The sequence below is a fragment of the Rhodomicrobium sp. R_RK_3 genome (assembly GCF_002198715.1).
Lineage (GTDB): Bacteria > Pseudomonadota > Alphaproteobacteria > Rhizobiales > Rhodomicrobiaceae > R-RK-3.
Genome location: NZ_MWLK01000006.1, coordinates 61,321 through 75,576 on the forward strand (window position 1 = coordinate 61,321; position 14,256 = coordinate 75,576).

Annotated in this window: 15 protein-coding genes; 6 read left to right on the top strand and 9 right to left on the bottom strand. The window is 64.7% G+C overall.

All coding sequences use genetic code 11. The features are described from left to right. Positions 1 to 133 precede the first annotated feature (133 nt). From BLEFHOIH_RS02310 to guaA, 4 genes are all read left to right on the top strand, one after another. Entirely contained in the window at positions 134 to 556 is a 423-nt protein-coding gene (locus BLEFHOIH_RS02310; RefSeq protein ID WP_088342892.1) for an MAPEG family protein, read from the top strand. A 12-nt stretch (positions 557 to 568) separates the two neighbouring features. After that, a complete protein-coding gene (locus BLEFHOIH_RS02315) occupies positions 569 to 1,873 on the top strand; it encodes an RsmB/NOP family class I SAM-dependent RNA methyltransferase (protein WP_088342893.1) in 1,305 nt (434 codons plus the stop codon). Between the two features lie 268 nt (positions 1,874 to 2,141). Then, positions 2,142 to 2,330, top strand: a complete 189-nt coding sequence (locus BLEFHOIH_RS02320) for a hypothetical protein (protein ID WP_125461546.1) — start codon at positions 2,142 to 2,144, stop codon at positions 2,328 to 2,330. Between the two features lie 120 nt (positions 2,331 to 2,450). Next, positions 2,451 to 4,013 (top strand): glutamine-hydrolyzing GMP synthase, encoded by a 1,563-nt coding sequence (guaA, locus tag BLEFHOIH_RS02325; protein WP_088342895.1) that lies wholly within the window; start codon positions 2,451 to 2,453, stop codon positions 4,011 to 4,013. A gap of 89 nt (positions 4,014 to 4,102) precedes the next feature. Here guaA and BLEFHOIH_RS02330 read toward each other — a convergent pair whose 3' ends face one another. Further along, positions 4,103 to 4,849 carry a TetR/AcrR family transcriptional regulator C-terminal domain-containing protein gene (locus BLEFHOIH_RS02330; RefSeq protein ID WP_088342896.1) on the bottom strand — a complete coding sequence of 249 codons (747 nt, stop codon included), beginning with the start codon at positions 4,847 to 4,849 and terminating at the stop codon, positions 4,103 to 4,105. 85 nt (positions 4,850 to 4,934) lie between these two features. Here BLEFHOIH_RS02330 and BLEFHOIH_RS02335 point away from each other — a divergent pair, with 85 nt between their 5' ends. Beyond that, the gene (locus tag BLEFHOIH_RS02335; RefSeq protein WP_088343126.1) at positions 4,935 to 6,062 is read left to right on the top strand and encodes an NAD(P)/FAD-dependent oxidoreductase; all 1,128 of its coding nucleotides are present in this window, start codon (positions 4,935 to 4,937) and stop codon (positions 6,060 to 6,062) included. Between the two features lie 158 nt (positions 6,063 to 6,220). Here the strand turns inward: BLEFHOIH_RS02335 and BLEFHOIH_RS02340 are convergent, their stop codons facing one another. The 3 genes from BLEFHOIH_RS02340 to BLEFHOIH_RS02350 all read right to left on the bottom strand — a co-directional run bounded on the left by BLEFHOIH_RS02340 (position 6,221) and on the right by BLEFHOIH_RS02350 (position 7,494). After that, positions 6,221 to 6,634, bottom strand: a complete 414-nt coding sequence (locus BLEFHOIH_RS02340; RefSeq protein WP_088342897.1) for a GFA family protein — start codon at positions 6,632 to 6,634, stop codon at positions 6,221 to 6,223. Between the two features lie 75 nt (positions 6,635 to 6,709). Then, positions 6,710 to 7,168 carry an SRPBCC domain-containing protein gene (locus BLEFHOIH_RS02345; protein ID WP_088342898.1) on the bottom strand — a complete coding sequence of 153 codons (459 nt, stop codon included), beginning with the start codon at positions 7,166 to 7,168 and terminating at the stop codon, positions 6,710 to 6,712. After that, positions 7,165 to 7,494 carry a metalloregulator ArsR/SmtB family transcription factor gene (locus BLEFHOIH_RS02350; protein WP_088342899.1) on the bottom strand — a complete coding sequence of 110 codons (330 nt, stop codon included), beginning with the start codon at positions 7,492 to 7,494 and terminating at the stop codon, positions 7,165 to 7,167. Before BLEFHOIH_RS02350 ends, BLEFHOIH_RS02345 begins: the two co-directional genes overlap by 4 nt. A gap of 523 nt (positions 7,495 to 8,017) precedes the next feature. On the opposite strand from BLEFHOIH_RS02350, the gene BLEFHOIH_RS02355 reads away from it, so the two are divergent. Beyond that, positions 8,018 to 8,512 carry an abscisic acid-deficient protein Aba4 family protein gene (locus tag BLEFHOIH_RS02355; protein WP_170936950.1) on the top strand — a complete coding sequence of 165 codons (495 nt, stop codon included), beginning with the start codon at positions 8,018 to 8,020 and terminating at the stop codon, positions 8,510 to 8,512. Between the two features lie 44 nt (positions 8,513 to 8,556). On the opposite strand, the gene BLEFHOIH_RS02360 is transcribed toward BLEFHOIH_RS02355, so the two are convergent. The 5 genes from BLEFHOIH_RS02360 to BLEFHOIH_RS02380 form a co-directional block, all read right to left on the bottom strand. Further along, a complete protein-coding gene (locus BLEFHOIH_RS02360) occupies positions 8,557 to 9,024 on the bottom strand; it encodes a serine acetyltransferase (protein WP_088342901.1) in 468 nt (155 codons plus the stop codon). A gap of 20 nt (positions 9,025 to 9,044) precedes the next feature. Next, entirely contained in the window at positions 9,045 to 10,382 is a 1,338-nt protein-coding gene (gene wecC / locus BLEFHOIH_RS02365; RefSeq protein WP_088342902.1) for a UDP-N-acetyl-D-mannosamine dehydrogenase, read from the bottom strand. Beyond that, complete coding sequence (gene wecB, locus BLEFHOIH_RS02370; RefSeq protein WP_088342903.1) at positions 10,372 to 11,535, bottom strand: UDP-N-acetylglucosamine 2-epimerase (non-hydrolyzing); 1,164 nt, start codon at positions 11,533 to 11,535, stop codon at positions 10,372 to 10,374. Before wecB ends, wecC begins: the two co-directional genes overlap by 11 nt. A 3-nt stretch (positions 11,536 to 11,538) precedes the next feature. Then, positions 11,539 to 12,315 (bottom strand): WecB/TagA/CpsF family glycosyltransferase, encoded by a 777-nt coding sequence (locus BLEFHOIH_RS02375; RefSeq protein ID WP_088342904.1) that lies wholly within the window; start codon positions 12,313 to 12,315, stop codon positions 11,539 to 11,541. Between the two features lie 314 nt (positions 12,316 to 12,629). Further along, on the bottom strand, positions 12,630 to 14,255 hold the full coding sequence (locus BLEFHOIH_RS02380) for an undecaprenyl-phosphate glucose phosphotransferase (RefSeq protein ID WP_088342905.1): 1,626 nt from the start codon (positions 14,253 to 14,255) through the stop codon (positions 12,630 to 12,632). Between the last annotated feature and the right edge of the window lies 1 nt (position 14,256).

A 14,256-nucleotide genomic window follows, 5' to 3' on the forward strand; every position in this document is an offset into this window, starting at 1 on the left:
CGTGCGTGAATGCAAGAATCAAAAGCATGATCGATCCTGTATAAGGCGATCATGCTTTTAAGCAGCCGGGCGGGCGTCTGGCCGGATCATCTCTGTCCCGCGCCCGAAAGCCGGCGCAGGGGGAACAGGGGCCATGAAGATTGCAATTCTCTATCCGGTCTTCGCGCAGATCATCCTGACGCTGGTGGTGCTCACGGCGATGGGCCGCGCGCGCTCGGCGGCGTTCCGGGAGCGCCAGGTCAAGCACTCCGACGTCGCGCTCGATTCCTCGCTCTATCCGGAAGATGCCCGGAAGCTGGGCAATTGCTATAGCAACCAGTTCGAGCTGCCGGTCATCTTCTACGTGCTCTGCCTGATCGCGCAGATCACCGCCAATGCCGATTACCTGATGGTGCTGCTGGCCTGGGCTTTCGTCATCTCGCGGGTTCTGCACGCCTATGTCCACACCACCACCAACATCGTCCTGCGGCGCGGCGGCGCTTTCGTCATCGGCTATTTCATCATCATCGCCATGACCGCGCTCCTGCTGCTCCGTCTCCTCTTCCCGAACATTTAAGGCAACATTTCCATGCGCCTCGCAGGGCGGATTTCCGCCGCCATCGACGTTCTCGCCGACAGTTTCGAGCGCCATCGCCCCGCCTCGATGGCGCTTGCCGATTGGGGCCGCGCCCACCGTTTCGCCGGCTCGGGCGACCGCTCTGCCATCGGCACCCTCGTTTATGACGCGCTGCGCAAGCGGGCCTCGCTCGGCTGGCGTATGGGCGACGATTCTCCGCGCGGCCTCGTTCTTGGCGCGCTGCGCCATGTCTGGGGCCTGCCCGCCGAAGAGATCGCCGCTCTGTGCGACGGCTCCGAGCACGCGCCGGCCGCCTTGTCCGACGCGGAGAGGGATCGGCTGAGCGCCGATGCTGAGGCGGCTGGCGACATGCCCGGCTGGATCGCCGCCGACGTGCCGGAATGGCTGTTTCCCGAATTCGAGGCCGCTTTCGGGGCGAATGCCGTCGCCGAAGGCCAGGGCCTCGCCGAACGCGCGCCCATTGACCTGCGCGCCAACACGCTGAAAGCCGACCGGCCCCGCGTGCTGAAGGCGCTCGAGAAATACCGCCCCGCCGCCACCCCGATCTCGCCGCTCGGCATCCGCATCGCCGCGCCCGGCTCGCAGGAAAAGAACCCCAATGTCGAGGCGGAAGCGGCGCACGGCAAAGGCTGGTTCGAGGTCCAGGACGAGGCCTCGCAGATCGCCGTGGCGCTGTCGGGCGCGGGGCCTCGCCTGCAGGTGCTCGATCTCTGCGCCGGTTCCGGCGGCAAGACGCTCGGCATGGCGGCGCTGATGCAGAATACCGGCCAGATCCACGCCTTCGACTCGGACAAGCTTCGCCTGCGGCCGATCTTCGAGCGGCTGAAGCGGGCCGGCGCGCGCAACGTCCAGGTGATCCCGGCGGGCGAGGAAGCCGCGCTCGACGCGCTGACCGGACGGATGGACGTCGTCTTCGCCGACGCCCCCTGCTCCGGCTCCGGCGTCTGGCGCCGCCGCCCCGACGCGAAATGGCGGCTCACTCCGGAGGCGCTGGCGCTGCGCATCGAGGAACAGCGCCGGGTGCTCGAACGCGCCGCCCCCTTGGTGCGGCCGGGCGGACGGCTGGTCTATGCCACCTGTTCGGTGATCGCTGCCGAGAACGGGGCGCAGACGCGCTGGTTCCTGGAGCATTTCCCCGAATTCGCCGAACGGGCGTGGACGGAGGTTTGGAAGGACTCGCCGCTTCCCTCACCGCCCCCCGCCGTAGCCGGAAATAGCGGCGCGGCGTTGCAATTGACGCCGGCCAGCCATGGAACCGATGGCTTCTATATCAGCGTTTTAGAGCGGCGGGCTTAGTTCGGGCGTCAATCGGACACGCATTGTTGAGAATTGGGGCGGTTCCGCCCCAATCTCGCCGTTCTGTCTGTGTTGTGTGGCCCTGCCGCTGGACATAGGGCGGCTGATGTGAAAGACCCATGCCAGTCGGCAGTGTCAATCATGCGTCACACGTTTCTGCCTATGCTCCGCGGCTTCCTGCGGGTGTTTCGCGTTCCGCGACGCACAGGCCTCATCAATAGCGAGAATGAATATGGGTGCAATTAAGACACTTTTGGGGATCGTCATTTTGGCGGCGATCATCGTCTTTGGTTATTGGCTCTATGCGACCTACACGATCGCTTCGGGCGACGACAAGATCTGGGTCGAAGTGAACAGCCGTCTGCCAGAGCCGCTTCGCAAATGGTCCTGCAACGAGGTGAAGAACCGCGTTGCCGCCGCGCAGGCCCCGACCGGCTGCTCCGACGCGTGGAACTGACCTGTCTTACGGGACAGCGGTAAACCCACGGTAAATTTCCAGGCGGGCGCGGCGCGAGCGCTGCATCCGCCCGGGTTCTGCTTTGCTTCGCGCGCCCCGCCTTGACGGAGGCCGGATCTGATGCTACCGGCAGCCATGACGGACAGCATTCTCATCATCGATTTCGGCAGCCAGGTGACGCAGCTTATCGCGCGCCGCGTGCGCGAGGCCGGGGTCTACTCCGAAATCGTTCCCTTCCAGCACGCGGAAAAGGCTTTTGCAGCGCTCAAGCCGAAAGCGGTGATCCTCTCCGGCGGACCGGAATCCGTGCATGAGGAGGGCACGCCGCGCGCGCCGCAAGCCATTTTCGAGGCGGGCGTGCCGGTGCTCGGCATCTGCTACGGCCAGATGCTCATGGCGGCGCAGCTCGGCGGCCAGGTCGAGGGCGGCCATCATCGCGAATTCGGCCGCGCCGATGTCTCGGTGCAAAGCGACAGCCCACTTTTCGAAGGCGTATGGCGACCGGGCGAGAACCATCCGGTGTGGATGAGCCATGGCGACCGCATCACACAAATCCCGGAAGGTTTCGAGGTGGTCGGCGTCTCCGGCAACGCGCCCTTCGCCATCATCGCCGACGATGCGCGCCGCTATTACGGCCTGATGTTCCATCCCGAAGTGGTGCACACGCCCGATGGCGGTCAGTTGCTGTTCAATTTCGTGCGCAAGATCGCCGGCTGTGAAGGCGATTGGACCATGGGCCGCTTCCGCGAGGCGATGATCGCGAAAATCCGCGAGCAAGTCGGCGGCGCCAAGGTGATTTGCGGCCTGTCGGGCGGCGTCGATTCAGCGGTCGCGGCGGTGCTCATCCACGAGGCCATCGGCGAGCAGCTCACCTGCATCTTCGTCGATCATGGCCTGCTGCGGCAGGCCGAGGCCGATGAAGTCGTGTCGTTGTTCCGCGGCGCCTACAATATCCCGCTCGTCCATGTCGATGCTTCCGAGCGCTTTCTCGCCGCCCTCGCCGGCGTCACCGATCCCGAGCGGAAGCGCAAGACCATCGGCGGCCTGTTCATCGACGTCTTCGACGAGGAAGCCTCTAAGCTCGGCGGCGCCGATTTCCTCGCCCAGGGCACGCTTTATCCCGACGTCATCGAAAGCGTCTCCTTCACCGGCGGCCCATCGGTCACCATCAAGTCGCACCACAATGTCGGCGGCCTGCCCGAGCGGATGAAGCTGAAGCTGCTCGAGCCCTTGCGCGAGCTGTTCAAGGACGAGGTCCGCCTGCTCGGCCGCGAACTCGGCCTGCCCGAGCATTTCGTCGGCCGCCATCCTTTCCCTGGCCCGGGCCTTGCCATCCGCATCCCCGGCGAAGTCACCCGCGAGCGCCTGGACATCCTGCGCAAGGCCGACGCCATCTATCTCGACGAGATCCGCAAGGCGGGCCTCTACGACGCGATCTGGCAGGCTTTCGCCGTGCTGCTGCCGGTGCGCACCGTCGGCGTGATGGGCGATGCGCGCACCTATGATTTCGTCTGCGCGCTGCGCGCCGTCACCTCGACCGACGGCATGACCGCCGATTATTTCGGCTTCGGCCACGATTTCCTCGGCCGCGCCGCCACCCGCATCATCAACGAGGTCAAAGGCATCAACCGCGTCGTCTACGACATAACGTCGAAGCCGCCGGGGACGATCGAGTGGGAATGACGCGGCAGAGACCACGCGACAGCAAGACCACCCGGTACCCGTCCGCGGCGATCGGATCGGCGGCAGCCCACGCAAGGGACATCCAGCGTCTATCTCGCTGTGGGCCCCGCCAGTAAAACATGTTCGATGCCGGCGAGAACGCAGTCGAGGCCGCGTTCGAACTCAATCTCGGGAGGCGGATGCGTGGCCTCGCCGACAATCCTTGCCATCATCGGAAAGCGGCCGGTGGCGATCAGCCGTTCCAGATAGGGCCACAAGGCCGCCTGCCACGCCGCCGGATCCAGGCCGCTCTCGCTTTGGGCCCGAAGCTCATTGGCTTCGTTGCGTAAAGCTCCGAGAACATAGGCGTTGACGGTGCCGAGGGCCTGCATGATGGCGTCCATGTCCTTGAACACGCGCGCTTCGGCGAGCGCCGCGTAAGACGCCTCGAGATAGGCAATCGCGTTGGGTCCGAAATGGGGCCTGCCGCCCAGCAGTTCGATGAACCAGGGGTGTTGCCGGGTGGCTTGGCGCATCTGGCGGGCGATGGTCCGGAGCGCCTCGCGCCAGCCCCGTTGTCCCAGCGCGCCGGCCGCCAGCATCTCTCCGTAGACGGCGTCCACCATCAGCTCCAGCAGATCCTCCTTGGTGGATAGATAGCCGTAGAGCCGCATCGTGGTCGCATCAAGGGAAGCCGCGACCTTTCTCAGCGATACGGCAGCCAGTCCTTCCTTGTCGGCGAGCGCGATCGAGCCCCTCGTGATGATCTCGCGGCTCAGCGGAGAGAGGGGGCCTTTCGGCTCGGGTCTCTCCCAAAGCACTCCGGCGATTTCGGCTGATTTGCGGGGATTTCTCATGCAGCGAAGCTAACCGCAGTGCGTATGGTTGACAAGCGACGCATGGAATGCGTACGATGTTATGTGGAAATACAGCGTTATATCCATGAGCGAGAAAATCATCATCGTTGGAGCAGGTGTGGCTGGGCTCAGCCTCGCCATCATGCTCGCGGAACAGAACATCGAAAGCCAGGTTCTGGAAGCAAGGCAGCGTTTCGATGGCCCGACGAGCGGCGTGCGGATATCCGCCGAAGGCGTCAAGCTCCTGAGATTTATGAAGGTGGATGCGATCGGTGAGGAAACGCAGAGACTCGACCTGCGTTTTGGCACTCTGTCCGCCAGCTTTTCCGCCCCTCAGCGCGACGCCACGGCAATCGTGGTCACACGGTTGGCGCTTCATGAGCAACTGATGAAGCGGGCACTCTCCCTGGGGATTCGCGTGGTGACCGGCTTCAACGTTGCGGCCATGAGTGAGTCAGCCCACCGAGTCGAGGTGACATCGGACTCGCGTGAGACGGTGACTGGAACCGTTCTCGTCGGGGCTGATGGAGTGGGCTCAAAGCTCCGACACAGGCTGAACCCGGCGCAGGGTTCAACGAAGACCTATGCCGGGTATCTGGGCGTGGGGTTCATCACCGGGGACGACACCAAAACCGAAATGACGCTGCACAATTATCCTGGTCATCGGGTGGGCATCGCCTCTTGCGGGAAAGTGCACGAGGCGGCGAGGAAGAAAAGCATCTTCATGTGGACGCACATTGCCATGCCCGAAGCGGATGCGAAACTGGCGTCGCGGGCGAGCGTCGAGGCAGAGCTGGCGAGACGAGCAGAACGATGGAGTCCCGAGCTCGGAAGCAAATACAGGCAGTACGCCAAGGATGCGGAAGCCATACTGGCCTACGGTCCCATCTACAATGGGACGCCCCCCGGCCGGTGGTACAGCGACCGAATGATCTTGATCGGGGACGCAGCCCATCCCTATGGACCTGGCGGACAAGGAATCAGCATGGCGCTGAAGGACGCCAAGGCGCTATGCGCTGTCATTGCGTGCGGCTTTGCGGAAGATAACAAAAGGGAATTCCAGCGCAGTCGGGCTCAGGAGTCCCGGACCCTTGGAGAGGCTGCCGAGAAGAGGAACGCCAAAGGCCCACCCTCCACCAAGTGGGGTATACTCGCCGAGGGCCTCACCATGAAGGCCGCGGAAATCTTCACTCGCGGAAGACTAGAGTTCTGAGTCTTGCCGGGCGCATTCAGTTGCGTCACGATTCGTGAGCTCGACGCTCGCCGCCGTTGTCCCCAACGGCGGCGTTGCGCGCATGTCGCCAAAGCGCAGCGCCAGAGTGCGCGGTTTGAGCCAATAGGTGTCGAGCGAACGGACCCGCCGGCCTGCCCTCAAGCCGGCATCGTCTCGAATTTCGGCAGGGCCGGATCGACATGGTCCCAAGCGTGGGCCCGCACGCCGTAAGTCACCGCTTGCGGCGCGTAGCGGCTCGGATCGTCGAGGCTCGCGGCGTGGATGGTGAACAGATCGGGCATGGCCGCGAAGGTCAAATAGACGGGCGACCCGCAGGCGGGACAGAAAGCGCGCGTCTTCACATTGCCGCTGTCGCCGACCATGCCCCAGCGCGCCGCTTCGCCCGCGACCTTCACCTGCGCCCGCGACGGGAAGGTCAGGTAGGATCCATGCCCGGTGCCGCTGGCACGCTGGCAGTCGCGGCACTGGCAGTCGTTCATGAAGATCGGCTCGGCGGCGATTTCATAGCGGATCGCGCCGCAGGCGCAGCCGCCGGTAAAAGGATCGCTCATTCTACTCTCCCTTGATGAAGCGTCTGTGGGTCGGATTGCTGGCCGGGGCGATCGGGTCCGTCTCCGAGTGCCCGGTCAGTCCTGCTCGCCGGCGATGGCGCCGATGCCCGGAATGATCTTCTTCCAGCCATTGCCCATGGTCTCGAGAGCGGACCGGTTTCTCGGCACCACGAAGCCGGCATGCACGAGGCGAAGCCGCGTGCCGTTCGCCGTCCGGGCGAGCGTCCAGGTGACCACCGAATTCAGCAGCGAGCCGTAGCCGGTGTTCCCCTCGTGGCCGCCCTTCCAGCTATAGGCGAGGCGCTCATTCGGGATCACCTCCAGCACCTGGCAATGAATGACGCCGTCCCAGGCGCCGGCGGGTTTGGTCTGGAAGGTGAAGCGCTTGCCCTGCACCGCCTCGAACCCCGCCGGCGCCATCAGCCAGCGGCCGATCAGTTCGCCGGTGGTCAGCGTCTTCCAGATCGTCTCCGGCGCGTGCGGGAAGTCCTCCTCGACCACGATCTCCCTGGTGCCGGACGCGGCGTCTTTCATGGATCGATCTCCTTGAGCAGGGCGCGGAGGCCGGCGAACCGGTCGCGCCAGAAGGCGCCGTAATGACCCATCCAGTCCGCCAAAGGTTCGAGACCTTCGGGCCGGGCGCGGTAATAGACCTTGCGGCCCTCGGGGCGTTCTGAAACCAAACCGGCCTGTTTCAACGACTTCAGATGCTGCGAAATGGCTCCCTGAGTCACGCCGCTCCCCCGGGTCAGCTCGACCACGGTGATCTCGCCGGACTGGATGACCCGCTCGAACACGGCCCGCCGTGTCGGAACGGCAAGCGCCTGGATGACGGCGTCGATGGGAATGGGAGCGGGCATGAAAGATCCAATAGCACCCGCTAATGAATTAGTCAACGCTAATCTATTCTGCCGCTTCCGCATCGGCACCCCTCCGCCTGCCGCGTCCCGCGTGATGACGGGGCAATCGCGGCGGATCGCTACATGCGATGTCACGGGATGAGCAGCAACATGCCCGTTGTCAAACCGATTGGCCGGAAGCGGCCCGGTAAGAACGCACGGCAGCAGGTGGAGGTCGACGATCCGTTCACTGCGGCGCGTTGGAGCGGCAGATTGCCTGGGGACTGCGATGGGACCGGGTTCGAGGGCATTGGCTTGGCGTTATCATCATATGCGTCGCCATGAAGGCGGCCTGAATCTGCCTTCAGCGCTACCCGAGAATCGAATACCTTAAGCATCACAGCGGCGGTTGCGACCACGGGAACTCGGTCACACCGGTTGCGTGCGTCGGCCCCACAGGGCCGTATCAAAAAGGCCAGTCTCTTGCTTGGCCGGTCACGCCGTTAAGGCGTGAATATACGCTCGCGATTGCGCGGACGCATCGTTGTCGGCTCGTCGTCACGGGGCCGGCCTTCCGCTATCCTCAGCCATCGAATCATTCCAGAGGCGCGACGATGACCGCCGATTTGATTTTCCAGGCCGCCAATCTCACCGCTCTCGTCGGCTGGCGCTGCTTGCCTCGCCCTGGTTTCCGCTTGCGGCCGACCGCATCGCGGGACTGGCGCTCCCTTTGTTGCTTTCCCTGGTCTACGGCGCGCTGCTGATCGCGTACTGGCAACCCAGCGACGGCGGCTTCGACACGCTCCCCAATCTGATGCGCCTGTTCCAAGGGCCAGAGGTCGTGCTGGCGGGCTGGCTGCATTACCTCGCCTTCGACATGCTGGTCGGCGCCTGGGAGGTACGCACCGCGCGCGCCGAGCACATCCCGTTCCTCGCCGTGCTGCCCTGCCTCGCATTGACCTTCGTGCTGGGACCGGCCGGTTTTCTAGCCTTCAATCTCCTGCGCGCCGGCCGAGCCCTGGTGGCGCGGCCGGCATGAGTGCCGGATGCGGCGACCGGTCGGCGAGACGGATCCGACTTAAGTCACACCGCCGCCGCCTGTGTCTCGCCGCGATAGGCGTCGATCTGGATGCCGCTCCGCTTGATCACGGCGGGAACTCCGACCGCGAGCGAAAATGGCGGCACATCGTGCAGCACCACGGCATTGGCGCCGATGACACTGCCGCGTCCGATGCGGACCGGGCCGATGATCTTGGCGCCGGCGTGGACGATGACGTCCTCCTCCAGCACGGGACCGCCTTCTAGCGGCCAGCGGCTGCCGAGCAGCACATGCATGCCGATCAGGCAGCGGGCGCCGATTTCGGATTCCTTGGTGACGACGACCGCGAGCGCATTATGGCTGAAATGCACGCTCGGATCGATGTCGGCCTCGGCGGGAATGCGTGCCGCGAACAGCACGCGGATCACGCCGTCGATGATGCGCGAGGGCATTTTGAGGCGATGCCGAAGCAGCCAGCGGGAGAGTTTGTGGAGGCGCAGGAGCGACTGCATGATGGATGTCCCCCGGACGTTTACTGAAGCCGCATGGTCGCGGCATTGCGGCGGGGCGGGGCGGAGCGTTCGGCGCGCACGGGCTGATCGGCGGTCGGCGGCAGGCTGTCCCAGATGCCGCGCGTGTCGTAAAGCACGGCGCCGGCGAGCCGGCTCTCATCGACCTGACGGAAGGCCTCATGATCGACGAGCAGGATCAGCAGGCCCTTCGCCGCGACCGCTTGGTCCAGCTCCTGCAGCCGGACGCCGAGGCCTGTTAGCGTGTCCGGCAAGCGGTCGATGAAGGGCTCGACGACGCCGATGCGGTCGCCATGGATTTCGGCGAGCGTCTCGACGATGGAGAGGGCCGGACTTTCGCGCAGGTCGTCGACATTGGCCTTGAAGGCAAGGCCAAGACAGGAGACGGGGCGATCCGGATGCGCCTCGATCAGCGTGCAGATCTTCTCCAGCACGTAATGGGCCTTGTCGTCATTGACCTCGCGCGCCGTGCGGATGAGCTGGGCTTCGTCCGGACAGGCGTCGACGATGAACCAGGGATCGACAGCGATGCAATGGCCGCCGACGCCGGGACCCGGCTTGAGGATCTCCACGCGCGGATGCAGATTGGCGAGTTCGATCAGCTCCCAGACATTGATGTCGAGCCGGTCGCAAATCATCGACAGCTCGTTGGCGAAGGCGATGTTGGTGTCGCGGAAGGCGTTTTCGGTGAGCTTGACCATTTCGGCGGTGCGGGCGCCGGTCTCGATGCAATTGCCGCGCACGAACAGCTCGTAGAAGCGCCGCGCCTTGGCGGTGCAGTTGGGACTCATGCCGCCGACGCAGCGGTCGTTTTCGACCAGTTCCTTAAGGATGCGGCCGGGCAGCACGCGCTCGGGGCAATAGGCGACGGCGAGATCGGTTTCGCCCGTCCGCCGGCCGCCGAGCGGAAAGGTCAGGTCCGGCCGGCGGTCGGCGAGAAGCTGGCAGATGCGCTCGGTGGTGCCGACCGGCGAGGTCGATTCCAGAATGACGAGGTCGCCGGGTTTCAGATGCGGCGCCAAGGCGTGGGCGGCGGAAAAGACATAGTCGAGCACGGGCTTCTTGCCGCTCGAAAGCGGGGTCGGCACCGCGATCATGAAGACATCGGCGGGCTCCGGCGTCTCGCGCGCGGTGAGACAGCCCGATTGCACGGCGCGGCGGACCTCCTCGGCAAGATCGGTCTCGACGATGTGAATATTGCCGGCGCCGACAGTCGCCACCACGGCGGCGTTGACGTCGACACCGGTGACTTTCAAGCCGCGGCCGGCGATCAGCGCGGCGGTCGGCAGGCCGATATAGCCGAGGCCGAGAATGCAGACTTTGGGGAAATCAGGACGCATGGCGCAATCTCTCAATGGGCGTTGATAAAAGGGATTTGGCTTCGGCTTTCAGGATGTCGCGAATGCGCAAGGCGGCCTTGCCGTCGCCGAAGGGATTATGGGCCCGGCTCATGCGCTGATAATGGGCCGGGTTGTCGAGCAGGCGTGTCGCCTCGTGGACGATCTTCTTGGTGTCGGTGCCGACAAGGATGGCCGTGCCGGCGTCGATGCCTTCCGGGCGCTCCGTGGTGTCGCGCATGACCAGCACCGGCTTGCCGAGCGCGGGCGCCTCTTCCTGGACGCCGCCGCTATCGGTCAGCACCAGATGGCAGCGCGACAGCACGCGCACGAAAGGCACGTAATCGAGCGGCGGCAGCAGGCGGATGCGCGGATGCTGGCCGAGCGCGGTCCGGACCGGTTCCTGCACATTGGGGTTCGGATGAACGGGGAAAAAAATGAAGCAGTCCTCCCGCTGCGCGAGTTGCTTGACGGCGGTCAGGATGCGCTGGATGCCGCCGTCGAAATTCTCGCGGCGATGCGAGGTGACGAGGATGAGGCGCCGGTCGTCGCCCGCCTCGAGCAGCGGCCCGTCGATCGCGTCATGCACCCAGCCGTAGCTCTCGGTACGCTGCTTGACGTCGAGCAGCGCGTCGATGACGGTGTTGCCGGTGACGAAGATGCGGTCGCGCGGCAGGTTCTCGCGCATCAGCGCCTCGGCGGCGCGGCGGGTGGGGGCGAAATGCAGCGAAGCGATCGAGCCGACCACCTTGCGGTTCATTTCCTCCGGCCAGGGGGAATAGATATCGCCCGAGCGCAAGCCGGCCTCGACGTGATCGACGGGAATGCGCCGGTAGAAGGCGGACATGGCGCCCGCCATGGCGGTGGTGGTGTCGCCCTGGACCATGACCCGGTCGGGCCGGCAATCGTCGATGACCTTGCCGACGCCGCCGATGATGCGGGCGGTGACGTCGGTGAGGCTTTGGTTGGGCTTCATCAGATCGAGGTCGTAATCCGCCGTCAGCCCGGCGATGTCGAGCACCTGGTCGAGCATCTGGCGATGCTGGGCCGTGGCGCAAATCTTGACGTCGAAAAGCGGGTCGGTTCTGAGGGCGTAGATGACCGGAAACAGCTTGATGGCTTCGGGGCGGGTGCCGAAGACGACGAGGATTTTCATGGCTCAGCCCTCCGCCCGGATTTTGCTCGGCACGGCGCGCGGAGAGAAGGCGCGCGCGGCGACGGCCCTTGCCACCAGCCCGGCGAAGACGGCATTGGTGCTGGCATAGCGCCACCACATGCGGCCGGGCTCCTGATAGATGCGGTAGAGCCATTCGAGGCCGGATTGCTGCATCAAGGCGGGCGCGCGGCGGACATGGCCGGCGAGCACGTCGAGGCCGCCGCCGACGCCCATGATGAAGGGCACGTCCAGCGCGTCGCGATGGCGGTGCAGGAAGCGCTCCTTTTGCGGCGTCGGCATGCCGATGAACAGGCAATCGGCGCGGCTGTCGCGGATGGCGGAGACGACGGCGCGTTCCTCCTCCGGCCCGAAATAGCCGTCGCGGGTTCCGGCCATAACGAGGCCCGGCCAGCGGCGCTTGGACTCGGCGACGGCGCGGTCGAGAACGGGCTGGCGGGCGCCGAGGAAATAGGGCCGGTAGCCTTTGTCGGCGCATTCCCGCAGCAGCGCGAGCATCAGATCGACGCCCGCGACCCGTTCGGGAACCCGGATGCCGAGCAGCCGCGCCGCCCAGACGATGCCCATGCCATCGATGCCGACAATATCGCTGCCGGCAATGTCGCGCCGCAGCTCTGGATCGTGCCTAGCCTTGACCAGCTTGGCGGCGTTGATGGCCACATGCTGTGTCAGCCGCCTCTCGCGCATGGCCTCGATGGCGCGGTCGCGCGTTTCCTGAAATGTCAGGCAGTCGATAGGGAGGCCCAGTAATTCTCGCCGCATAGACTTTATCCATTTTTTGCACCGACCGCTCGACCCCACGCAGCCGCATCCATCCGGCGCAGCGGCCGGGGCGGCAGTCGGGCTTTCGAAGTCCGATCGGTTCTTGTTTGACGAAAAACAAATCCTTTCGGCGCATGGCGTCAGCCACGCCCGTTGCAGTGATCGGCTCCCCAGTGCCCTATGAAATGGTCTGCCAGTCCGAGCCGGCCTGGCCGGGTGGTGTGATTGGCGCGTCGCGATCCTCGGTAAAGCCGGTTGAATGAACAGTCTGGATCGATCGCGAATCGAATGGGGTGCAATGATCAATTTTCATATCAATAAGCATTCTTGTAAGATTTAAGGGAGAATATTGTCATGAATAAAATGAGAATATCGAACAATAAAGACCAATTATCGATGTAATAAACGTCGAACTCAACTCTTTTTTGCATCTTTTCAAGCTTTTCCGTCTCTCCGCGATAGCCGTTGATCTGACTCCAGCCGGAAATGCCGGGCTTGACATTGTGCCGCTTGGCATAGAGGCGGATCTTCTCCTCGAACTCATGGTTGTGAGCGACGGCGTGGGGCCGAGGCCCGACCAGCGACATCTGACCGGTCAGGACGTTGATGAGTTGGGGCAGCTCGTCGAGATTGGTGCGGCGAAGGAAGCGGCCGACGCGGGTGATGCGCTTGTCGTCGCGCGTGGCCTGGCGGACCAGATGACCGTCGTCGAGGGTGGTCATGGTGCGGAATTTGAAGATGCGGAATTCGCCCTGGTTGAAGCCGTGCCGGCGCTGACGGAAAAACACAGGGCCTTTGGAATCGAGCTTGATCATCAGCCCGATGACCACGAAGATCGGCAGGGCAACGGCCAGGAAGACGCTGCCGACCGCCAGGTCGAAGATACGCTTCAGGATACGGTCGCGCAGGGTCAGCGGGGCGCGGGACAGTTTGAGCGTCGGCAGCGATCCGACGCCGGCGGAGCTGAGATGGTGGGCCCAGGCGGCGCTGGCGTCGGGCGCCAGATGGATGGTCGCGGGGACGACGGATAATTCTTCGACGAATGTGCGGATGCGGGCCGGATCGGACCAGGGCAGCGACAGCACGACCTCGTCGAGCTCGGTGCCGCGCGCGATCTCTTCGACGGCTGCGAGGGCGCCTTGCAGATCCTGCCCCGCCTCGCCCGCCCGGCCGTGGGTGCCGCGCTCGACCGATGGCAGTTTGACGGTGCCGACCACATCGACGCCGCGCGCATCGACACGGAGCCGCCGGGTGATATAGGCAACGCTCGCCGCGTCGCCGACAACGATGATCCGCTTGCCGCCGAGCGCGCCGCGCTGCAGGCCCCATGCGATGAGGCGCCCCAGCACGAGGCGCAGGGCGAGCGCCGCCAGGATGCCCGCCACATATTGCGCGACGATCGAGCCGCGCGAATAGAATTCGGTGGCGTGGCTGATGAAGAGGGTGAAGGCGAAGAGTAGATAGGCGGTGTTCCAATGCAGGAAGACCGAGCGCAGCTGCTCGCGGCCCTGCGGCAGGCGGGAGATGGAATAGTCGCGGTTCAGCCCGCAGGGAACGACGAAGATCGCGGCCAGCAGTAAGGTGGCAACGAGATATTCGCTGGCGTTCGGCAGGTAGCCGACGATCGCCATATGATAGGCATCGCCCGCCGCAAAGATCGCCGCCGCGACCAGCATGAATTCGAGCGCGATGGCGATAATGGGAACCGTGCGCGCGTTCAATATCCTCGCCAGCCGACGCCGGCGCTTGGAAAAATTGGCGACCGCGACCTTGCCCGGCAGGCCATAGGTCAGAATATCCGCGCTATGCGCCGCAACGCTTGACGGAGCGGCGTCACCGAGCGCTCCGGCGGCGTCGGCCATGGCGCGGCTGTTTGCCGGTTCGCTGGCCGGGATCAACAATTTCGATTGCGACGGGTTCTGCTTGACGGGGTTTTTCATG

What these genes read in the sequence shown, in the direction of transcription:
- wecB (WP_088342903.1), bottom strand. Translation starts at nt 11,535, where the DNA reads ATGAAAATCCTCGTCGTCTTCGGCACCCGCCCCGAAGCCATCAAGCTG.
- BLEFHOIH_RS02380 (WP_088342905.1), bottom strand. Translation starts at nt 14,255, where the DNA reads ATGAAAAACCCCGTCAAGCAGAACCCGTCGCAATCGAAATTGTTGATC.
- BLEFHOIH_RS02315 (WP_088342893.1), top strand. Translation starts at nt 569, where the DNA reads ATGCGCCTCGCAGGGCGGATTTCCGCCGCCATCGACGTTCTCGCCGAC.
- BLEFHOIH_RS02340 (WP_088342897.1), bottom strand. Translation starts at nt 6,634, where the DNA reads ATGAGCGATCCTTTTACCGGCGGCTGCGCCTGCGGCGCGATCCGCTAT.
- BLEFHOIH_RS02335 (WP_088343126.1), top strand. Translation starts at nt 4,935, where the DNA reads ATGAGCGAGAAAATCATCATCGTTGGAGCAGGTGTGGCTGGGCTCAGC.
- wecC (WP_088342902.1), bottom strand. Translation starts at nt 10,382, where the DNA reads ATGCGTCCTGATTTCCCCAAAGTCTGCATTCTCGGCCTCGGCTATATC.
- BLEFHOIH_RS02360 (WP_088342901.1), bottom strand. Translation starts at nt 9,024, where the DNA reads ATGCAGTCGCTCCTGCGCCTCCACAAACTCTCCCGCTGGCTGCTTCGG.
- guaA (WP_088342895.1), top strand. Translation starts at nt 2,451, where the DNA reads ATGCTACCGGCAGCCATGACGGACAGCATTCTCATCATCGATTTCGGC.
- BLEFHOIH_RS02330 (WP_088342896.1), bottom strand. Translation starts at nt 4,849, where the DNA reads ATGAGAAATCCCCGCAAATCAGCCGAAATCGCCGGAGTGCTTTGGGAG.
- BLEFHOIH_RS02375 (WP_088342904.1), bottom strand. Translation starts at nt 12,315, where the DNA reads ATGCGGCGAGAATTACTGGGCCTCCCTATCGACTGCCTGACATTTCAG.
- BLEFHOIH_RS02350 (WP_088342899.1), bottom strand. Translation starts at nt 7,494, where the DNA reads ATGCCCGCTCCCATTCCCATCGACGCCGTCATCCAGGCGCTTGCCGTT.
- BLEFHOIH_RS02310 (WP_088342892.1), top strand. Translation starts at nt 134, where the DNA reads ATGAAGATTGCAATTCTCTATCCGGTCTTCGCGCAGATCATCCTGACG.
- BLEFHOIH_RS02345 (WP_088342898.1), bottom strand. Translation starts at nt 7,168, where the DNA reads ATGAAAGACGCCGCGTCCGGCACCAGGGAGATCGTGGTCGAGGAGGAC.